At 64.4% G+C, this 20315-nt stretch carries 21 protein-coding genes; 8 read left to right on the forward strand and 13 right to left on the reverse strand.

Translation table 11 applies throughout. From position 1 onward, the window contains the following. Positions 1-22: 22 nt before the first annotated feature. Positions 23-436, reverse strand: coding sequence for an SRPBCC family protein (locus BM083_RS17395; RefSeq protein ID WP_009367244.1), 414 nt, complete (start codon positions 434-436; stop codon positions 23-25). A gap of 93 nt (positions 437-529) precedes the next feature. On the opposite strand from BM083_RS17395, the gene BM083_RS17400 reads away from it, so the two are divergent. Together BM083_RS17400 and upp are read left to right on the forward strand one after the other, a co-directional pair. Further along, positions 530-709 (forward strand): DUF8107 family protein, encoded by a 180-nt coding sequence (locus BM083_RS17400; RefSeq protein WP_049893752.1) that lies wholly within the window; start codon positions 530-532, stop codon positions 707-709. 66 nt (positions 710-775) lie between these two features. Further along, positions 776-1453, forward strand: coding sequence for a uracil phosphoribosyltransferase (gene upp / locus BM083_RS17405; protein ID WP_089871079.1), 678 nt, complete (start codon positions 776-778; stop codon positions 1451-1453). Positions 1454-1523: 70 nt separating this feature from the next. On the opposite strand, the gene BM083_RS17410 is transcribed toward upp, so the two are convergent. Further along, positions 1524-3236, reverse strand: a complete 1713-nt coding sequence (locus tag BM083_RS17410) for a glycosyltransferase family 2 protein (RefSeq protein ID WP_089871081.1) — start codon at positions 3234-3236, stop codon at positions 1524-1526. After that, positions 3236-3574: a TackOD1 domain-containing metal-binding protein gene (locus tag BM083_RS23845; RefSeq protein ID WP_245756930.1), complete on the reverse strand. Its 339-nt coding sequence runs from the start codon at positions 3572-3574 to the stop codon at positions 3236-3238. Before BM083_RS23845 ends, BM083_RS17410 begins: the two co-directional genes overlap by 1 nt. A 173-nt stretch (positions 3575-3747) precedes the next feature. Between BM083_RS23845 and BM083_RS17420 the strand changes: the two genes are divergently transcribed. After that, positions 3748-4845 carry a glycoside hydrolase family 26 protein gene (locus BM083_RS17420; RefSeq protein ID WP_089871084.1) on the forward strand — a complete coding sequence of 366 codons (1098 nt, stop codon included), beginning with the start codon at positions 3748-3750 and terminating at the stop codon, positions 4843-4845. A gap of 152 nt (positions 4846-4997) precedes the next feature. On the opposite strand, the gene BM083_RS17425 is transcribed toward BM083_RS17420, so the two are convergent. Continuing rightward, positions 4998-7100 (reverse strand): S9 family peptidase, encoded by a 2103-nt coding sequence (locus tag BM083_RS17425; protein WP_089871087.1) that lies wholly within the window; start codon positions 7098-7100, stop codon positions 4998-5000. A gap of 343 nt (positions 7101-7443) precedes the next feature. Between BM083_RS17425 and BM083_RS17430 the strand changes: the two genes are divergently transcribed. The 3 genes from BM083_RS17430 (at position 7444) to BM083_RS17440 (ending at position 11870) form a co-directional block, all read left to right on the forward strand. Continuing rightward, the gene (locus BM083_RS17430) at positions 7444-8571 is read left to right on the forward strand and encodes a TAXI family TRAP transporter solute-binding subunit (protein WP_089871089.1); all 1128 of its coding nucleotides are present in this window, start codon (positions 7444-7446) and stop codon (positions 8569-8571) included. An 87-nt stretch (positions 8572-8658) separates the two neighbouring features. After that, positions 8659-9162, forward strand: a complete 504-nt coding sequence (locus BM083_RS17435) for a DUF1850 domain-containing protein (RefSeq protein ID WP_089871091.1) — start codon at positions 8659-8661, stop codon at positions 9160-9162. Beyond that, positions 9159-11870, forward strand: coding sequence for a TRAP transporter permease (locus tag BM083_RS17440; protein WP_089871093.1), 2712 nt, complete (start codon positions 9159-9161; stop codon positions 11868-11870). Before BM083_RS17435 ends, BM083_RS17440 begins: the two co-directional genes overlap by 4 nt. A gap of 31 nt (positions 11871-11901) precedes the next feature. Here the strand turns inward: BM083_RS17440 and BM083_RS17445 are convergent, their stop codons facing one another. The 4 genes from BM083_RS17445 to BM083_RS17460 all read right to left on the reverse strand — a co-directional run bounded on the left by BM083_RS17445 (position 11902) and on the right by BM083_RS17460 (position 14457). Next, positions 11902-12531 (reverse strand): IMPACT family protein, encoded by a 630-nt coding sequence (locus BM083_RS17445; protein WP_089871095.1) that lies wholly within the window; start codon positions 12529-12531, stop codon positions 11902-11904. A gap of 58 nt (positions 12532-12589) precedes the next feature. Continuing rightward, complete coding sequence (locus BM083_RS17450) at positions 12590-13381, reverse strand: DUF7979 domain-containing protein (protein WP_089871097.1); 792 nt, start codon at positions 13379-13381, stop codon at positions 12590-12592. Positions 13382-13435: 54 nt separating this feature from the next. Continuing rightward, a complete protein-coding gene (locus BM083_RS17455; protein WP_089871099.1) occupies positions 13436-13879 on the reverse strand; it encodes a hypothetical protein in 444 nt (147 codons plus the stop codon). Between the two features lie 77 nt (positions 13880-13956). Further along, entirely contained in the window at positions 13957-14457 is a 501-nt protein-coding gene (locus tag BM083_RS17460; RefSeq protein ID WP_009367228.1) for a TrpY family transcription regulator, read from the reverse strand. 98 nt (positions 14458-14555) lie between these two features. On the opposite strand from BM083_RS17460, the gene BM083_RS17465 reads away from it, so the two are divergent. Further along, a complete protein-coding gene (locus BM083_RS17465; protein ID WP_089871102.1) occupies positions 14556-15158 on the forward strand; it encodes a hypothetical protein in 603 nt (200 codons plus the stop codon). Here BM083_RS17465 and BM083_RS17470 read toward each other — a convergent pair. Both BM083_RS17470 and hisB read right to left on the reverse strand, forming a co-directional pair. Continuing rightward, entirely contained in the window at positions 15155-15865 is a 711-nt protein-coding gene (locus tag BM083_RS17470) for a DUF4386 family protein (protein ID WP_089871105.1), read from the reverse strand. The genes BM083_RS17465 and BM083_RS17470 overlap by 4 nt on opposite strands. 100 nt (positions 15866-15965) lie before the next feature. Then, the gene (gene hisB / locus BM083_RS17475) at positions 15966-16565 is read right to left on the reverse strand and encodes an imidazoleglycerol-phosphate dehydratase HisB (RefSeq protein ID WP_009367224.1); all 600 of its coding nucleotides are present in this window, start codon (positions 16563-16565) and stop codon (positions 15966-15968) included. Positions 16566-16685: 120 nt separating this feature from the next. Between hisB and BM083_RS23490 the strand changes: the two genes are divergently transcribed. Next, entirely contained in the window at positions 16686-16856 is a 171-nt protein-coding gene (locus BM083_RS23490) for a hypothetical protein (RefSeq protein ID WP_009367223.1), read from the forward strand. 3 nt (positions 16857-16859) lie between these two features. Here the strand turns inward: BM083_RS23490 and hisA are convergent, their stop codons facing one another. The 3 genes from hisA to metX form a co-directional block, all read right to left on the reverse strand. Beyond that, positions 16860-17588, reverse strand: coding sequence for a 1-(5-phosphoribosyl)-5-[(5-phosphoribosylamino)methylideneamino]imidazole-4-carboxamide isomerase (hisA, locus tag BM083_RS17480; protein ID WP_089871107.1), 729 nt, complete (start codon positions 17586-17588; stop codon positions 16860-16862). A gap of 101 nt (positions 17589-17689) precedes the next feature. Continuing rightward, positions 17690-18997, reverse strand: a complete 1308-nt coding sequence (locus BM083_RS17485; RefSeq protein WP_089871109.1) for an O-acetylhomoserine aminocarboxypropyltransferase/cysteine synthase family protein — start codon at positions 18995-18997, stop codon at positions 17690-17692. 103 nt (positions 18998-19100) lie between these two features. After that, complete coding sequence (metX, locus tag BM083_RS17490; RefSeq protein ID WP_089871112.1) at positions 19101-20315, reverse strand: homoserine O-acetyltransferase MetX; 1215 nt, start codon at positions 20313-20315, stop codon at positions 19101-19103.

The raw sequence follows: 20315 nt of genomic DNA on the forward strand, positions 1-20315 counted from the left end.
GTCGCCAGTCGTCTCTCTCGACTCAGCGGAGGTCCGTCGCCAGCGCGTCGAGTGCTCGTTTCAACTCGCCTTTCCGCTTCCACGCGGCGAGGCGGTCGGTGAGGCTAGAGAGCGGCAACCCGAGACTCACCGCCGACCACATCGTCACGCGAGCACCGTCGTCTTCGGCGGTGACCGAGACGCGTGTCTCCATCTCGTCGAACGGTCCCGCCTCGCCCTCCTGCGTGTAGGAGAGACCGTCCGCGAGTTCCTGGAACCGAAGCGCGAGACTCAGCCCCCGCGACCCGGCGGTGACGACGGTGGTGCCGTCGTCCTGTTCGTCGACGTCGACGACCGAAAAGCTCCCCTCGTACTCGACGAGTGCGGCGGGCGTCAACGCCCGCTGAACCTCGGCGGGCGTCGCGCGGACGAACCGCGACACCTCGACTTCGTGCATGGCTCTCCGTCTCGACTCGGGGGAGAAAAAGCGGCGGGGTCGACGGGAGCGATGCACGAGTGACTATAAGTTCCGAGGTTCACCACAGGACGCATGGCCAACTCGCAGGGGGACCCCCGCGTGCTGTTCGTGATGAACCTCGTGTTGTCGGCGCTGTTCGCGTCCGCCGTCGTCTGGGGACTCGACTACATCGGTATCCTGTCGTTCACCGTCGAACTAGTCGTCGCCGCCACCGCGGTGTTGATGGTTCTCACCTACCTCGTGATACGATAGCTGGCGAACAGGATTCAGCGGGCGAAGGATGCAACTTATGTCGCTCGGCGTACCGCGTTTCACACAATGCCTATCGAAGACCGAGACGACGCGCATCTCATCACACACGCCCTCGCCAAAGACACCCTCTCGAGGCTCCGAGACGTCGAAACCGAGCAGGTCGCCTTCCGGAAGGGCCTCGTCAAACTCGGCCGTATCTGCGGCTACGAAGTAATCGACGGCGCGATGGACACCGAGTACGTCACCATCGAGACGCCGCTCCAAGAGACGACAGGCGAGCGCGTGAAGGGCCTCGACAACGTGGTCATCATCAACGTCCTTCGGGCCGCGACGCCGTTCGTCGAAGGACTCCTGAAGGCGTTCCCCCGCGCGAAGCAGGGCGTCATCAGCGCCGGGCGCAACGAAGAGGCCGGCATGAACGAGGATGGCGAGTTCCCCATCACCATCGACTACGTGAAACTCCCCGAAATCACCGAGAAGGACACCGTCATCGTGGCCGACCCGATGCTCGCGACGGGCAGTACGATGTGTACCGTCCTCCAGCACGTCCTCGACGAGGCACCCGCCTACGAGAACCTGTTCGTCCTCTCGGCGGTCAGCGCCCCCGACGGCCTCCTTCGCGTCGGTGAGCAGTTCCCACAGGCCGACCTGCTGACCGTCGCCATCGACGACTACCTCAACGACGAGGGGTTCATCGTCCCCGGCCTCGGCGACGCCGGTGACCGCGCGTTCCGCACGAAGTAACACCGAACAACTGTTCGACGTCGATTGTTCTCTCCTCGTTCTGCCGCGTGTTCTGTAGTCTGTCGGTCGGTCAGTCGTCGACGACGGCCTGTGGCTGTGAGGTGGTCGACGTCGACGATTCCTGTTGACGCGCCCGCGTGACCGACTCCCAGCGCATTCCCGTCCCCTGGAGGAGACTCGCCATCGTTCGGAGGATGACGAAGTCGAGGAACTGCCGGTAGCCGAAGATGTGGAACGGTACGTACGCGAGGAGTCGGAAGTCGTGATTGGAGAGGTCCAGTGCCATCGCCGAGACGACTGCGAGCACGAGCAGGAAGTACCCCGCAGCGAGGATGACATCGAACAGGCTCCCACCGAAAATTGCTGAGACAAGCGTCACCGTGACGAGGAGACTCGCGAACGGGACGAACAGCAGTGAGAGTGCAGACAGCGGGAACGCGAAGCGGTGGAGGAACCCGTACTGCGGGCTCGTGAACACGTCGCGGTGTTTGAGGAGCGTCTGTATGTTCCCGCGCGTCCAGCGGAGTCGCTGGTTCAGCAGGTCGCCGAGGGAGAACGGAGCCTCTGTGTAGACGATACTCTCCGTCAACTCGACGCGCCATCCAGCTTTGATGAGCCGGACGGTCAGATCGAAGTCCTCGGTGACCGTGTCGGCGTCGTAGCCACCGACACCTTCCAATGCCTCTCGACGGAATACACCGAGACAGCCGGGTACCACCATCACCGTTCCGAGGTAGGAGAACGCCCGACGGAGCGTATTGATACCGAGGACGTACTCTAACGCCTGCACGCCACCGACGATACCCTGCGGATTGTCGATGACGACGGTGCCCGCGACGGCACCGATGCGCGAATCAGATTGAAGTCGGGCGACTGCTCGCTGGAGGGCTGTCGGGTGGAGCGTGCTGTCAGCGTCGACCCCGACGATGACCTCTCCACGGGCACACGAGAGGCCAAAGTTGAGTGCAGCGTGTTTGCCGCCGTTGGCGCGGGTGAAGACCGAGACGCGTTCGTTCCGGTGACTGGCGGCTTCCGTATAGGTGTCGTCGGTGCTCCCGTCGTCGACGACGATGACCTCCAGTCTGTCTGTCGGATAGTCGGAAGCGAGAACGGACTGGATACAGTCACCGATGTAACTCGACTCGTTGTACGCGGGGGTGAGGACACTCACGAACGGCGTATCGGCCAACGTATCTTCATCCGACTCACGACGACTGTGAGCCTGTGCGATAGTCATCGGAAAGACGACGAGGACGAGACAAGCGACGACGATGAATCCGCCGAAGATGGCGAAGTCGAACGGTTCGGGCGTTCGCCAGCCGAACACCAACCCCCCGGTAACCACGAGCAACGTGAAGACGACGACGGGCCAGACGGAGAGACGCATCGGTCTCGTGGCTGCCGCTCGAAGGCGCCCGTCGATTACGAGCACGACGACCCACGGCAGGCAGACGGCGACGACCAGCGCGAACGCCGCGGCTTCGACGGTGTATCGCTCGACGAAGACGAGCGTCCCGACGAGCGCAGACGCGACGAACGCCGACGCGACGACCCACCCACGCAACGGGAGTCCGACGCCGAACAACGTGTCGAACAGGCGGGGCCAGCGAACGGCACCGAAGAGGAGTCCAGCGAGGACGGCGGCGAAACCGAGCGGTGCGAGGACGAGCGCGAGTGGGAACAAGGCGACGCCCGCGAGGAGGACGAAGAGCAAGACGGCCAGTTGGGCAGGCGCACGGACAGCCCACTCAGCAGCGTGGTCGTGTGGTCGTTCAGCGGGCATCAGTCACACTCGCCAGCCTGTAGTGCAGATGTCGTGAGCGGGACACCGTCGAACCGACGGTTGCACCCCGAACAGCAGAAGAGAAACGCGACACATCGAAGGTGGTCGTTGGTCACAGAGAGCGTCGTCTCACACTTCGGGCAGTCTATACGTGTCTCGATGCCGCCGAACCGGGCGGCGACGTCGACGAACCCACACGTGGTGTGTTCGAACACGCCGACGCGGCGAACGTGGCCCGAACGACAGGACGGGCAGTCGGCCTGCGCGACTCGTCTGGCTCTCTCCGTGGCCTCAGTTCTCTCTCTCGTCGAGTTCGAGGCTAGTTCTGTACGTTCCATCGTTGGTGGAGAGAAGAACATCTCAGTATATCGGTATGTTTTGCTGGCCAGAGAGAACGAGGACCGGGCCGGTTGGACGAGACTGCTTACCCAACCGGGATGGCGTCTCCTACCCGTCGAAAAACGTCGGCAGGCGTCGCGTACTCACGTCCGTGTAGAGCAATCTGTCTCGCATGAATCGACGCCGGTTTCTGGGGTTGAGCGCTGCGACGGGGGGCACCCTCGTCGGAGCGATGGGGATGTCGCGAAGCGTAGCGAGCACAGGTACGACGCGAGCAGGTGACCTACTCGCCGGTGTCTCGGTACAAGAGCCGATGCTTCGAACGCTCGACGGGTTCGACCGCTGGACGGGGACGCCACACGCCGTCGTCGTCTACTACGCGACACTCGGGCAGTCTGGACCAGAACGGCGAGAGACGGTCGAGCGACTCGAAGCGACGTGGGCGCACGGTCACGTCCCGATGTTGGTGTTAGAACCGACGATAGGGTCCATCGAGTCGACGCCGACGACGATTGCCACCGACGTCGCCGCCGGAGACTACGACGCCGAACTGGACGCGTGGCGTGATACACTCACCGGGTGGCTTCAGCGAGGGTTGGGTCGCGCGAACCGACGCCTCTATCTGGAGTTTGCACCGGAGATGAACGGCGACTGGGTACCGTGGGGTGCCCCGGCCGGTGGGTCGACACCGGACGACTACGTGGCGATGTTTCGCCGTGCGCACGCCCGACTGATGTCGAAGGGACTCACCCAGTCGGAGGTACAGTGGGTGTGGGGTCCGAACGCCAAGGGTCGCGGTGGCATCGCGATTCAACACTACTTCCCCGGCGACGACGTGGTCGACTGGGCGGGCGTCAACGGGTACAACTGGCATCGCTGGGGCGGGTGGAACACACCTGCAGAGATTTACGGCAAAGCACTCGAACAGATACGGAGCGTCACGGACGCGCCGATAGCGATTACCGAAGTCGGCTGTTCGAGCGACGTCGAAGACGGGAACGACACAGCGCGGAAGGCCGTGTGGATTCGTGAGTTCTACGACTACGCGGTGGCCGAGGGTATCAAGATGGTGTGCTGGTTCAACCACACGAAGGAGACGGACTGGGGTGTCTTCGGCGGCCCCCGCGGCACGGAGACGTGGACGAGCGGTGCCGAGACGGTGTTCGTCTACGACGCCTACCGTGAAGTGCTGAATCGACCGTCCGTCCTCGGTGCGCATCCGACGGACCGACGACGACTGACGGAACGCGAGTTCCGTGGCGCGTTCTGAGCGGTACGGAACGTGAGTAGGGTGTGACCCGAACCCCCTCGCTTCGGGTCGAACCCCCGTCCCCGTCGGGCGCTCTTCGTTCGACCCGACCGACTCGAAACCGTCCACCTGACCGTCTCTTTGTCAAACGTAGTCGTACCGGCAGAGACGTGTTACTCGGTCCGTTCGGCCTCGTTGTCCGTGTTATCTGTGTCGTCCTCGCCGTCTTCTGTTGCAGAGAGGCCGTCGTCGCCGCGGTCCAACGCGCGCGGTACGTCGTGGTGACTGGAGTAGCCGTCGAACCAGCGAATCGTTCTGTCCAATCGGTCGACGACGTGGCTGGGTTCGCCCGAGCGCGAGAGTTCGTGTCCCTCTCGGGGGTAGCGGACGAGTCGCGTGTCGACGCCGAGTTTCTTCAAGAACAGATAGAACATCTCGCCGTTGTTGACGGGAACGCGGAAGTCGTCGTCCGCGTGCATCACGAGCGTCGGCGTCGTCACGTTCTCGACGTGCGCGACGGGCGACTGCTGCCAGAGGAACTCGCTCTCCTCCCACGGCGTCGTTCCGAAGTCCCACTCGACGAGTTTGAACGCGTCCGTCGACCCGTAGAACGACGAGAGGTCGTAGACGCCGCGTTGGGCGACGGCGCCGGTAAAGAAGTCGGTGTGGCCGACGAGCCATCCGGTCATGAACCCGCCGAAACTCCCGCCCGTGACGAAGGCGTCGTCGCCGTCGACGTAGTCGCGTTCGCAGACGAGTTCGACGCCCGCCATCACGTCGCGCATCGTCACGGCCCCCCAGTCTCGCTCGATGGCCATCGCGTGGGACTCGCCGTATCCGGTCGACCCACGCGGGTTCGACCAGAAGACGACGTACCCGCGCGCCGCGAGCGTCTGGAACTCGTGCCACATCGTGTCCGTCGTACTCCACATCGCGTGTGGACCGCCGTGAATCTCGACGGCGAGTGGGTACGTCTCCGTCTCCTCGAACTCCGGCGGCGTCAAGAGCCACCCCTGAATCTCGTGACCGTCCGACTCGAAGCGGAGTTCCTCCGGTTCCCCAATCGCCCGGTCGGCGAGATAGTCGGCGTTGAGGGTGGTCAGGCGAGTGGTGTCGTCATCGTCACCGTCGCCGCCATCACCGCCATCGCTCCCCTCGCGCGTGGTGAGAAACACGTCGCCCGGATGGTCCCACTCGGAACGAACGACGGCGACGTTCTCCTCGGCGACGCTGAATCCGGTCGTGTGACCCGTCGTCGTCGCGTTCACCGGTGACTCGCTCCCGTCGCCGGCGACGGAGCGAACGACCACGTGGCCTTCGTCGGGGGTAGCGAAGAACACGCGCTCTTCGTCCGGGTCCCACGAGAACCCAACGTCGAGGTCGACCGTCCGGTCGAGGTCGGTCGTCAACAGTGTCGACTCTCCCGTCTCGCAGTCGTACAGTTCGAGGTCGGTCTGTCGCATCGACAGCCCTTCTTCGGGTGTTCGAGGGTAGACGACGCGACCGTCTTCGGTGGCGGCGAGCAACGCCCCCCAGCCAGTCGTCTGCGTGACGAGCGTCTCCGTCTCGGCGTCGGTGTCGAAGGAGAGCACGTCGATGACGGCGGAGTCGTCGAGTGGTTCCGTCCTGCTACTCGCGTAGTAGAGCGTCGTCTCGTCGCCCCACTCGACCGCGTAGTGGTCGTACTCGGCGTCGGTGACGCGGGAGACGGTGTCGTCTGCGAGGTCGGCGAGGTAGACGTGACTCTGTGCACCGTCGGTGTACGTGGTCCCTCGCCGGTAGACGAGTCGGTCGATGACTCGGGGGTCCGGCGTCTCGCGTTCGTACTCGTCTCCGTCTTCCTCGCTACCGACGTCGCAGTCGAGACCCGCCTCGCGTTCTGTCGCCGTCGTCGACTGGACGAACGCGAGTCGTGTCCCGTCGGGACTCCAGACCGCACCGACGACGCCGCCGGGGACGTCTGTCACCTGTCGTGCCTCGCCCCCGTCGGTCGGCAGCACCCACAACTGCGGTCGGTCGTCGTCGGCCCCGCGGGTGCTGACGAACGCGAGTCGGTCGCCGCTCGGACTCCATCGTGGCTGGCTGTCGACGCCCTCGCTGACGGTGAACTGTCGTGGGTCGTCACCGCCGACAGAAACGACGTAGACCGTCGCTTCGTACTGCTCGTCGCCGTCGGGAACCGACCGGACGAAGGCGACTCTCTCACCGTCCGGAGCGAGTTGTGGGTCGCTGGGCTTGGCGAAATCGTAGTAGTCTGCCGTGGTAACGGGGTGCATGACACGCCTCTCGGGCGTGAGTCGAATAGTCTTCGGAAAGCGGAAGCGTCCGGCGAGGCAGTCGAACCCCTCTATTTCCGGTCGAAATCGACAGACTGCGCCGCGGTATACGGTACGAGAGTGGGAACGAAGCGAACCGCTGATAGCTCCATAGAGAACTGTTCACATTGGGTCCGAACGTCCCGAAGACACCATCAGAAAGGATAGCTCCCTGAAGATTTCTCGACGTATAGTGTGCAAACAAGGTCAAAGTTGCTCGATAAGTGAATATCGTCAAGGAATCGGCTAGCGCGTCTCGAAAAGCATGGACAAGCATAAGTACTGACTATCAGTATATAGAGGCATGGATAAAGATATCAACCGTCGTGAGTTTATCGCAGCGGCAGGTCTCACAGGTGTCGTCGGATTGGCTGGCTGTGCCAGTGGCGGCGACGGTGGAGACGGTGGCGATGGTGGCGACGGTGGAGACGGCGGCAGTGAGATGACGGATACCGAAACCAGTGGCGGTGACGGTGGCGACGGCGGCAGCGGTGGAAACAACCAGCTGACGTGGCACGCCGGCGGAACCGGCGGCACGTACTACCCGCTGTCGAACCAGTTCAAGAGCATCGTCGAGGCCAACACCGACTACACGCTGCAGGTGCAGTCGACGGGAGCCAGCGTCGAGAACGCTGGCAGTCTCGGCAACGGTAGCGCCGACTTCGCGCTCCTCCAGAACGACGTCGCCTACTTCGCGGTCAACGGCGAGGGTATCGAAGCGTTCCAAGGGAACGCCATCCCGAACATCAAAGGTGTCGCGACGCTCTACCCGGAGACCATCCACGTGGTGACGCCCGCGAACTCCGACATCCAGTCGGTCGAAGACCTCAGCGGCGCGGTCATCAACACCGGTGACCTCGGCAGTGGGACGCAGGTCGACGCACGCCAGATTCTGCAGGCAGTCGGCATCGAAGACTACACCGAGCAGAACACCGACTTCTCGCAGGCCGCAGAGCAGATTCAGAACGGCGACGTCGACGCGGCGTTCGTCGTCGGCGGATGGCCGGTCGGTGCCATCGAAGACCTCGCGAACAACAGCAACATCCGTATCGTCGAAATCTCCGGCGACGCACGCCAGCAGGTCAAAGAGGCAGGGTCGTACTTCGCCGACGACGAGATTCCGGCGGGCACCTACAGCGGTATCGACGAACCGGTCCAGACCGTCGCCGTGCAGGCGATGATTGCGACGAACGAAGAGCAGTCCGAAGAGGTCGTCCAGTCGGTCACCGAGGCCATCTTCGAGAACACGGACGAACTCAACATCAAGCAGGACTTCATCAACGCCGAGAGCGCCCAAGACGGGATGTCCATCGAACTCCACCCCGGCGCACAAGCGTACTTCGACTCCGCCGGAATGGGCGGCAGTAGCGGCAACGAGTCCACGGGTAACGAGACGATGGGTAACGAGACGACCGGCAACGAGTCGAGCTAACGCGACTCGGACAGTCGCCTCTCGACTCGCCGTTCACTGACCTGTACAGATGCACTTTCGACCAACCACCTGTTTCCTGTGCTGCCCATGAGCGACGCATTCAGCCGACGGACAGCGAGCGTCGTGTTCGCGTCGGTACTCGTTCTCGCAGCAGTGCTCGCCGGCGGAGCGGCAGCGATGTCGCCCGAGCGGGCGCTCGTCGTCGAGGACGCCGACACCGGCGAGCGACTCCTCGTCGAACCGATCGAGAACGGAACCACGGTGACACTCGCGTACAACCACAGCGTCGAGGGAAGTCCCGTCCGAGACGTCTACGCCGTTCACGGCGACCGACTCGTGATGACGCGCATGGAGTTCGCGTCGTACGGCTGGGGGTTCCCGGCGCAGGCGAACGTCACCCGAGTCAACGGCACGTTCGTCTCGCACCCGGACGACGTTCGACTCACCGAACTGTACGTCTCGCCGGGCTACGTCGCTGGACACGAACTCTACGTCGGCGAGAAGACGTACGACCTCGTCGAGCGCTCGAACGGTGAAGCCGTTCGAATTCACATCGAACACCGCAGTATACTACAACGCATGATGCCATGACCACCGACGACCAACCACCGGAAGACGAAGAACTCTCCCAAGAGGAGCAACAGGAACTCATCGACGAACTAGAGCGGAAACGGAGCCTCCGCGGTGTCGCCGCCGTCGTCGTCGCAGTCGTCGGGATTCTCTTCTCGGCGTTCCAGATGTGGCTCGCTGCACGCGGGTTCATCTTCGAGGTGACGCTGCCCGTCGTCGGGACGTTCCGTCTCGCCGCACTCCAACCGCTGCAGATTCGCGCGATTCACGTCGTCTTCGCGCTCATCCTCGCGTTCATGCTCTATCCGGCGACGTCGAGCGACGGTTTCTTCTCGCGACGACTCTCGCCGGTCGTCCCGAACCTCGACAGCCGTTTCGGCGCCTCGCACCCGATGACGCGAGCGGCGACGCGCGTCCGCTCGGGGGTTCGCTGGGTCGTCGCCGACCCGCACCGCCGGCGAGTGACGCCCGTCGACATCCTCTTCGCGCTGCTGTCGATGCTGACGGCGGCGTACATGATAACCGACTACGACGAGATTCAACGGATGCGTGCGCTCGGTCTCGGGTCAGGTCGCACCATCGCCGAAATCTATCCCTTCCTCGCCCCCGTCGTCGACGTCGTCTCGGCGCTCGGCATCCCGCTCGACCAGACGTCGTACGCGACGGTGCTGGGTGCAATCGGCGTCCTCCTCGTGCTCGAAGCCACGCGGCGGACACTCGGAACGCTGCTCATGAGCATCGTCTCGGTGTTCATCCTCTATGCGCGCTACGCGAGTAACATCCCGCAGGACCTGCCGTATCTCGGCATCCTGTCGACGCCGTCGGCGTCGTGGGACTCCGTCATCCAGAACCTCTGGTACAACACCGCCAACGGTGTCTTCGGCGTTCCCGTCGAAGTGAGCGTCCGGTACATCTACATCTTCGTCCTCTTCGGAGCGTTCCTGGAGATGAGCGGTGCCGGGCAGTGGTTCATCGACCTCGCGTACTCGATGACCGGGTCGCGGAAAGGCGGCCCAGCGAAGGCGAGTATCCTCTCGTCGGGGTTCATGGGGACCATCAGCGGTTCCTCGATTGCGAACACCGTCACCACCGGTGCGTTCACCATCCCACTGATGAAACGCTCGGGCTACCGTCCCGAGTTCGCCGGGGGTGTGGAAGCCTCCGCCTCCTCCGGGGGACAGATTCTCCCACCAGTGATGGGAGCGGCGGCGTTCCTCATCGTCGAGTTCGTGGGTGTCTCCTACGACACCGTCATCATCGCGGCGGTGATTCCCGCCATCGTGTTCTTCTTCGGCGTCTGGGTGATGGTCCACCTCGAAGCGTCACGCGCGGGTATCGGTGGCGTCGACCCATCCGAACTCATCAGCATCACGAAACACCTGCGTAGCGGGTGGTTCTACCTCGCACCCATCGGACTGCTGCTCGTCTACCTCATCGGTATCCGATACTCGGTGTCGCGCTCGGCGTGGTACACCATCGTCGCCATCGTCGCGCTCATCGCACTCGTCGCCGCCTACAACGAACAGAACCGTCTCCCGCTGTTGGGCACTATCGGTGCGCTGTTCGCGCTCGAAGCAGTAGCGAACTTCCTCACTGGCGCAGGACTCGTCGGCGCGATAACCGGCGCTGGTACCGGTGGCGTCTCGGCCCGTGCCGCGCTCGACGCCGCGGCCGGCCAACTCGGTATCATCATCATCCTCGTGAGTGCGGCGTTCCTCGTCGCACGGCCACGCCTTCCGGCACCGCTCTTGGAGTACGACGGTGCCGTCGACACCGCCGCCGAGACGACGGCCGACGCGTTCGGCCGCCAGTCGCTCGCCAGCAACAACGCTTACCGCTTCGGGACGTTCGTCCTGAAGGCGATGGAGTCCGGTGCGCGGACCGCGACAGTGGTCGTCATCGCCGTCGCCGCCGCGGGCGTCATCCCCGGCGTCATCAGCGTCTCCGGTCTCGGACCGAACCTCGTCGCACTCATCGAGGCCGTCTCCGGTGGGTCGCTCATCTTACTGCTCCTCATCACCGCCATCTCCTCTATCATCCTCGGGATGGGGATGCCGACGACGGTGACGTACATCATCCTCGTCGCACTCCTCGGCGGCGCAATCGCGGAGCTCGCAAACATCCCGCTGTTGGCGGCGCACCTGTTCATCCTCTACTTCGGTGTCATCGCCGACATCACGCCACCGGTGGCCGTGGCGGCCTACGCCGCGTCCGGGGTGGCGAAGTCCGACCCGTTCAAGACGGGTATCGAGGCGTTCTCGCTCTCGCTCAACAAGGCAATCGTCCCGTTCGCCTTCGTGTTCTCGCCCGGCATCCTGCTCATCCGCGGTGAGAGCACCGAGAACTACCACATCCTCACGTTCGCCGACGTGGCCGACTTAGGCTACTTCATCCCGGAGGTGGTCGTCCCCATCGTCGGGTTGTTCCTCGGCGTCCTCGCACTCGGGCCGACCATCATCGGCTACTTCTACTCGCCGGTGAGCGGTGTCGAACGCGCCCTGTTCGCCGTCTCGTCGATTCTGCTCATGGCGCCGCAGATGCTTCTCGACCCGGTGTTCACGTTGTTCCCAGGTATCGGCGCGACCGCCGGCGTGCTGACACTCGACCTCGCACTGCGCGTCGTCGGTGGACTCCTGTTCGGCGCACTGACGTTCAAGAACCGCGAGAGCAGCAAGCGCGGCGAGCAACCGAGTTCGGTCGGCACTGGCTCGGAGTCGCCCGCAGAATAGTCACTTCCTTTTCACTCGATTCACTCGATTTTTACTCGATTTCGACGCGGCCGCTGGTCGCACTTCTGAGTCGGTCGCGTAACGCCTCGGCCTCGTCGAGCGGCACTCGCACCTCGAAGCGCACGTCGGACTCGTAGGCGGCGTCGAACTCGACGCCGGTGCTCTCCAGAATGCCGCGCACCGTGCCGGAGTCGTCGTACTCGGCGACCACGCCGAACCGCTCGTGCGGTACCTCCTCGACGACGCCCGCCGCCTCGACTGCCTCTTTCACCGCTCGACTGTAGGCTCTCGCCAACCCGCCGACGCCGAGGTTCGTCCCGCCGTAGTAGCGCGTGACGACGACGACGACGTTGCGAATGTCCTGTTGGACGAGCACGTTCAGCGCGGGTTTACCGGAGGAGCCAGTCGGTTCGCCGTCGTCGCTCTGGTACTCTCGGAGCATCACGTCGCCGGGCGCGCGCTTACTCGACGCTTCTCCGGCGGGGACGCGATAGGCGGGGACGTTGTGCGTCGCGTCGGGGTGAAGTGCGCGAATCTCGTCGACGAACGCCTCCGCCTCCGCGACGGTGTCGGCGGGGGCGACGTAGCCGATGAACTCCGAGCCTTGCACCTCGAACGATGCCTCGGCGCGGTCGGCGACGGTGCGGTAGGCCTCTGTCATGTCACTGACTGGCCCGGGAGACGGCAAAAGAATTCGCACACTCGGACGGCAGACGTAGCTACTCCGTCGCCGTTTCCACAGGTAGACTGCGGACGTAGCCCACGACAGCGACGAGACCAGCGGCGACGAGTGAGACGACGCCGAGCGCCGACGCGACGAGACCGAAGAGAAGGCCGTCGGGGAAGTTGAAGTCGTCGACGTGGAGGTTCACCCAGACGGCGTAGGTGGTTCCCTGCTTCTCGACGAGCGGTGCGTCGGGTACTGGCTCGTCGGACCACAGGCGATAGCCGAACTCACCGTGTTCGGTCGCGTTCCGAATCGCGTCGAACGTGGCCTGTTCGGCCGGGGGGAGTGACTCGTAGGACACCGAGAGGTCACGGCGGACGACGTCGGCGATGACCGAGTCGTTCGCACGAGTCGTCCGGACGACAGTCGTCTCAGCCTCAGTCGAGAGACGGAGGTCGTACACGCCGTCGCGGGTGCTGTCGTTCGTGACGAACGGATACTCGTCGTCAATGGCGGCGAGGTCGGCACGAACCGAGTCGTTCCGCGTGGTCGCTCGTCCCGTGTCGACGGCGTCGGCGAGGACACGGCGAGTCGCGTTGGGCGCGTCGTAGTCGGTGGCGACGTGGCGGTACCGCAGGGAGTCCGCACGGAAGGTGACACGACTGGCGTAGCGGTCAGCGAGGAACGTGTCGTTCGAGGCGTCGACTGGGGTCGCTACGTAACCAGACGACGACCGATAGCGGTCCGGGCCGGTGACGTCGTCGAGAGCGAAGACGTAACCGACGCTGGGTGTGAGGAGGACGCCGACGACGAGGAGGGCGAGGGCGGTTCGTCGATAGTTCACAGTGAGCGAGAAGAGCGTCCGTGGTAAGTGTTTTCTCCGTCGCTCAGCGGTCGGTCACTCCGTGCCGTAGCCGCCGGCCAAGAGACCGAGGAGCGACCCCGCGCCGACGAGTTCGACGACGATGGAGAAGAACGCCACCGGGTCGTCGACGAAGTGCTCGACGACGAGCGAGAGCGGTGATTCGTGGGTGTGACCGCCGGGGACCGTGCCGCCGTGGTCACCGAGATGCCACCAGACGTAGCCCACGACGTAGCCGAGTAAGATGACGACGCCGAGTGCGAGGAGTGGGCGAACCGCTCGGTCGAAGTAGAGGCCCGCGAGGACGACGAGGAGCAAGAGTGCCGAGGGGACGAACAGGTAGCCGCGTGGGTCGTAGAACTCCCAGAGCGGGAGGTACACGACGAGCATGGGGACGCCCATCCAGAGGTGGACGAGAGCAGAGACGAGCGTCCCTTGCACGCCGAGGAAGTGCAGTACCGATTCGGTCGTCTCGTTCATACGTGCGCTGGAGGGTGGAAGGACAAGAGCGTGTCTATCTGTCGAAATCGAGTGGTACGCGCCTCGAAAGCGGAGCCTCAGAACTCGACCTTACGGACGAACGGGAGGTTGCGAATCTCGACGAGCAGGTCGCCGGGAATCGGGTCGTCGGTGACGACGTAGAGTTTCGGGTCGTCGGTGAACTCGGGGTCTTCGCTGATGGTCTGGCGGATGCTGATGCCCGCGTCGGCGAGCATCGTCGTCACCTTCGCGACGATACCCGGTTCGTCGGCGTCCTCGACTTCGACGGTGAGGACGGTCAAGTCGAGAACAGGAGCCAAATCCATCAGACTCGGAATCGACGAGATGTTCTGGAAGATGCGCTTCAGTTCCGGGTCGGCGAGGATGGCGTTCGTCGTCGAGTCGACGACGCGGCGGTCGACACCTATCTCGCGGGCGATGCCGGTGTTCGGAATCTCGATGCCGCCGGAGACGACACGACCCTCGTCGTTGACGGAGAACCCACGTTCGAGGAGGAGGCGAATCACGGCCTGTTGGCTCGGACTCCCCTCGAACTTACCCATGATTTCGTCGAACATCCTTTCCGTGAAGGTTGGCCAGTGGGTGCTTTAATCGTGCGGGTGTTGGTCCACGGCGACCACCCACACTTTTCGTCTCCTCTCTCTTTCTCCCGGCCATGCGCGCACTCAGTTCGTGTGACTTCTGCGGCGACGACGCCGCGGGAACGTTCGAAGTGGTCCCCGACGAGTTCCTCCAGACCGCCGCCGACCAGCGACGAATCGCCCTCTGTGAGGGCTGCCGGACGACGCTCGAAGACGTACTGGAACCGTTTCTTCGGGGAGAGACGAGCGAACAGAGCGACCAAAGCGACGCCGAGGCAGTTGCGAAGACGGCGGCGACTGTCGAGAACGACTCCTCCCGAGACGACAGCGACCAGTCGCCGACCAGCGCCGCCGTCGACAGTACGGCCCGTGCCGAGGGAATCGCTATCGGACGTTCGGAGATGGCTGACGAATCCGACGTGGACGAAGCCGACGACGAAGGTGTGACACTCGGCGACGACGCCGAACAGACGAACGACGTCGGCGACGAACCCGACCAGTTCCGGAAGGTGATGCGTCTCCTGAGCAACCGCGAGTTCCCCGTCGACAGAGCGGAGTTCGCCGAGTTGACCGCCGGAGCCTACGAGATGGAAGACGACCACGTCGCCCGAATCATCGACCACGCTGTGGAGCGCGGTGTTCTCGTAGACGACGACGGGACGTTGCGGAAGAACTAGGTCCTCGGCGATTCGCGGAGCATGAGCACCCCCAACGCAGCGAACCAGACGAGTTGTGTCAGTCCGAAGACGCCGCCACCGACTTCACCGAGCGCTGGGATCGCCGAGAGGATACCCGCCGCGCCGACGACGATGCCGAGGTAGTTCACCGCGCGGTGGAAGGCCGAAGCGCGTAACGCGGCGACACTGACGAGGAGCGTCCAGACACCGCCGACGACTTCGTTGCCGCCGCCGAGTCCGTCGACGACGGGCGTGAGCGTCTGCCAGAGCGTCGCGGCCTGCGCCGGGTCCGTGCCGTAGAGACCGACGACGGCAGACACACCGATGTTCGCAATCATCCCGCTTGCGATGACCAGTCCGGCCCAGATGAGTCCAAACGCCGTCGCCACCTGCATCGTCACCGGCGCGTCCGCCTTCAACCGGTCGTAGAGCGCGAGCGCTAAGACGACGAGAACGGCGCCGAAGACGACGTAGGAGAGCAAGTTCATCACGTACAGTCCAGTCTGGTTGTCGACGAGTAGTCTCGCCATCTGCGCCGGGTCGGTGACGCTCGCGAAGTCCAACACCACGAGGAAGTACACGATTGCGGTGAGATACAGTGCCGCTTCGACGAGTGCCGCGATACCGCCTGCTCGGTGTAATCCACCCACGCCGAAGGTCCGGGCTCGAGTCTCCGGTTCGACCGCCAACCGACTTGTCGATGCCATGTGAATCACTCTCTCAGAAGGCGAGAAAGAGTCATAAAGATAGTAGGGACCGTGATAGCAGTGATTTTCCGCGATTCGAGAACGACCAGTACGGACGCGTTCAGAGCGCGCCTTTCGTACTCGGCGTATCCCCTGCACGTCGCTCGTCGATTCTGGTCGCGTCGTCGAGACTCCGGGCGAGTGCCTTGAACATCGCCTCCACCTCGTGGTGGGCGTTGTCGCCCTCGACGCCGACGTGGAGCGTCAGACCGGCGTTCATCGAAAGCGACATCGCGAAGTGTTCGGCCATGTGGCTGGTGAAGTCGCCGATAGACTCCTGGGAGAAGTCGCCCTCGAAGTCGAAGAACGGACGGCCGGAGATGTCGACGACGACCGAGGCGACAGCCTCGTCGAGGGGAACTTTCCGGTCGGCGTAGCGGACGATGCCCTTCTTCTCGCCGAGTGCTTGCTCGAAAGCTTCGCCGAGGACGATGGCGACGTCTTCGACGGTGTGGTGGTCGTCGATGTGGAGGTCACCGTCGCAGGAGACGGCGAGGTCGAACAGGCCGTGTTTGGCGAACGCTTCCAGCATGTGGTCGAAGAAGCCGACGCCGGTGTCGACGTCGGCGTCGCCGGATCCGTCGACGGCGAGCGTGACCTCGATGGTCGTCTCGGCCGTCTCGCGAGTCACCGAGGCGGTTCGGTCGGTCGTCTCTGACATATCGGAACCTCGGGGTGGGAGGCCTAATACGGTTGCGCTCGGCGTGTGCAGCCCTCGTGTGCCCGTCGTCTGACGCGCGTCTGCCTTCAATTGATATATCAAGAGTTCGAAACGCGTGCAATGAAACGGCTCGTACTGACCGCAGTGACGTTCTGCATCGGCGTTCTCCTCGTGAGTTCGCTGACGGCCGAAGGCGTCGTGTTCGGCCTGCCGCTCGTCTTGCTGTCGGTCGTCGTGAGCGTCAAGAGCCTCTCACAGACGCTCTGGGACGTCGTGTGGCGGACGGCGTGAAGTTCAGACGTCCATCGCCTCACGGAGCGTGAAGCGCCCCTCGTAGAGCGCCGTCCCGACGACGACTGCCGCCGCTCCTGCCTCCCGAAGTGTCTCGATATCGTCGAGCGTCGCGACCCCACCCGAGGCGACGACGGGGATATCGACGGCGTCGACGACGCCCTGTACCACGTCGGTCTGAACGCCGTCTAACTGGCCCTCCACGTCGACGTCGGTGAACAGAATCGCACCTGCACCCAATTTTTCGTAGCGCACTGCGGCCTCTGCTGGGTCGAGACCGGTCCCCTCGGTCCACCCCGAGACGAGTACTTCGCCATCCTTCGCGTCGAGACTCACCATCACACTGTCGGGGTGTTCGTCCGAAATCTCTTCGACGATTTCGGGGTTCTCGATGGCCGCCGTGCCCAGAATCACGCGGTCGACGCCGCGGTCCAGCAGGTCGACGGCGTCCTCGGCCGTGCGAATTCCGCCGCCCAACTGGACGTCCACGTCGACGGCGTCGAGGATGGCGTCGACGGCCGGGGCGTTCTCCCGTTCGCCCTCGAACGCGCCGTCGAGATCGACGAGATGGAGCGTCTCCGCACCCTCGTCGACCCACCGCTCGGCCGCTTCGACGGGGTCGCCATACGTCTTCTCGGTGCCACGCTCGCCTTGGACGAGTTGGACGACTTCGCCGTCCTGCATGTCGACGGCGGGGACGACTTCGAACTCGGGGAAGTGACTTCGGGTCATGGCTACGACTGTGTACGAGCGCGAGTAAAGGAAACCGGTTGCGGCAGCGTCGCCGTCACCGAGGTTCGGCGGCACCGCCGTCGAGTCGTGGCAGCGTCGGCCTACTGGGTCGCGGCGTCGATGGCCTGTTCTAAGTCGGCGACGATGTCGTCGGCGTCCTCGACGCCGACGGAGAGTCGGACCATGTCGCTCGTGACGCCCGCGGCGGCCAGTTCCTCGTCTGAGAGTTGCTGGTGGGTCGTCGACGCCGGGTGGATGACGAGCGTCTTCGCGTCGCCGACGTTGGCGAGCAGCGAGGCGAGTTCGACGTTGTTCACCGTCCCCTTCGCCGCCTCGTAACCGTCAGCGAGGCCGAAGGTAATCATCCCGCCGTAGCCGCCGTCGAGATACTCGCTGGCCTCCTCGTGCGTCTCGTGGGAGTCGAGGCCGGGGTAGTTGACCCACGAGACGGCCTCGTGGTCGTCGAGGAACTCCGCGACGGTCTGGGCGTTCTCGCAGTGCTGGCGCATCCGCATCGGCAACGTCTCCAGTTTCTGCATCGTCAGCCACGCGTCGAACGGCGACTGCTGGTTGCCGAGGTCACGCAGGCCGCGGGCGAGGGCGGCGTAGGTGAACGCCGCGTCGCCGAAGCGTTCCGAGAAGTTGACGCCGTGGTAGGCGGGGTTCGGTTTCGCGATTTCGGGGTAGTCGTCGGCGTACTCGTCCCACGGGAACTCGCCGCCGTCGACGACGACGCCGCCCACCGTCGTCCCCGACCCGTGAATCCACTTCGTCGTCGACTCCCAGACGAGGTCCGCGCCGTGCTCCAGCGGCTTGCAGAGGTACGGCGTCGCGAAGGTGTTGTCGACGACGAGCGGCGTCCCGTGGTCGTGGGCGATGTCGGCGATGCGCTGGATGTCCGGCGTCACGAGCGCCGGGTTGCCGATGGTTTCGAGGTGGACGTACGCGGTGTCGTCGTCGATGGCCTCCTCGTAGGCGTCGTAGTCGAGTGTGTCGACGAAGCGCGTGTGGACGCCCCGGCGTTCGACGGTGTGGGTGAGGTAGGTGTACGTCCCGCCGTACAGTGAGGATGCCGAGACGATGTTGTCGCCGACAGAGGCGAGGAGGAAGGTGAGGAGGTCCAGCGACGCCATCCCCGAGGCGGTGGTGAGCGCCCCGACACCGCCTTCGAGCGACGCGAGTCGTTCCTGCAGCATCGACGACGTGGGGTTCATCAGCCGCGAGTAGATGTTACCCGGTTCTTCGAGCGCGAACAGTCGCGCGGCGTGGTCGGCGTCGTCGAACACGTACGACGTCGTCTGGTAGATGGGTGGGGCGCGGGCGTTCGTGGCCGGGTCGGGCGTCTCTTGACCGGCGTGGAGACTCCGCGTCGCAAAGCCACGGTTCTCTGTGGGGTCGTCCTGTGACATGGTGGTCCACGAGTAGAGGTGCAGATGCGTAAAACCGTACGACAGTCACAGGTGCTGCCACCGTCTGTGACGCGACGCCACGGCGACGTTCGAGCGGCTCGCGCTACCCCGAGAACAGACTCGTATGGACGGGCGCGAACTCGGGTTCGCCGCCGTCGTCGTCGTCGACGGTGTCTGTGACCGCTCGCCCGCGAACGCCGTCGTGGAAGAAGTCTCGCAGCGGCGGGCCGACGTTCTCGGGTTCGACGAGGAAGGCGTCGTGGCCGTGGTCGGAGTCGACGACGTGGTGGGCGACGGGGACGTCGTCGGCACGGAACGCTTCGGCGACGGACTCCGATTGGGCCGTCGTGAAGTGCCAGTCGCCGGTAAAGGACATGAGTAACGCCTCACCCTCGAACGCGGCGAGTGCGGCGGCGTCGGACTCGTACCCCTCCGAGAGGTCGAAGTCGTCCATCGCTCGCGTCAAGTAGAGATACGAGTTGGCGTCGAAGCGGTCGACGAACTTCTCGGCTTGGTAGTCGAGGTACGACTCCACGTCGCGGTAGGGGAAGAAGTCCGCCGCGGGGTCGCTCGGGAAGGTGTCGCGGACCATGTCGCGTCCGGCGGCGCGGCGGCCGAACTTCTGGTCCATCGACGCCTTCGAGAGATACATCACGTGACCGATTTGGCGGGCGAGCGCCAGACCGTCTTTCGGCTTCTCCGCCGCGTCGTAGTAGTCACCACCGTTCCAGTTCGGGTCGGTGGTGATGGCGCGGCGAGCGATGCCGTCGAGCGCGAGACACTGCGGGTCGAGGCGGGCCGCGGCGGCGACGGCGACGACTCGCTGGACGTCGTCGGGGTAGCGGACGGCCCAGTCGAGGGCGTTCATCCCGCCGACGCTGCCGCCGACGACGGCGTGGAGACGACCCACACCGAGGTGGTCGAGCAGCGCTCGCTGGGCGCGCGTCCAGTCGCCGATAGAGACGGGCGGGAAGCGCGTCCCGTAGGGTTCGCCGTCGGGCGCGTCGCTGGCCGGGCCGGAACTCCCGTAGCACGACCCGGGAACGTTCGCACAGACGACGTAGTACTCGGTGGTGTCGATGGCCTTCCCGGGGCCGACGATGTCGGACCACCACGCGCGGGCCTGGCCCGCAGTACCCTGCGTGCGGTGGCTCGCGACGTTCTGGCTCCCGGTGAGCGCGTGACAGACGAGCACCGCGTTGTCGCCGGTGAACTCGCCGTAGGCTTCGTAGGCGATTTCGAGGTTCTCGATTGACTCGCCGCACTCGAAGCGGAACTCCCCCAACTCGGCGACGTCGGCGTCAGTTTCGACCGGCAT

This window comes from Halogranum rubrum, assembly GCF_900114455.1.
Classification (GTDB): Archaea; Halobacteriota; Halobacteria; order Halobacteriales; family Haloferacaceae; genus Halogranum; species Halogranum rubrum.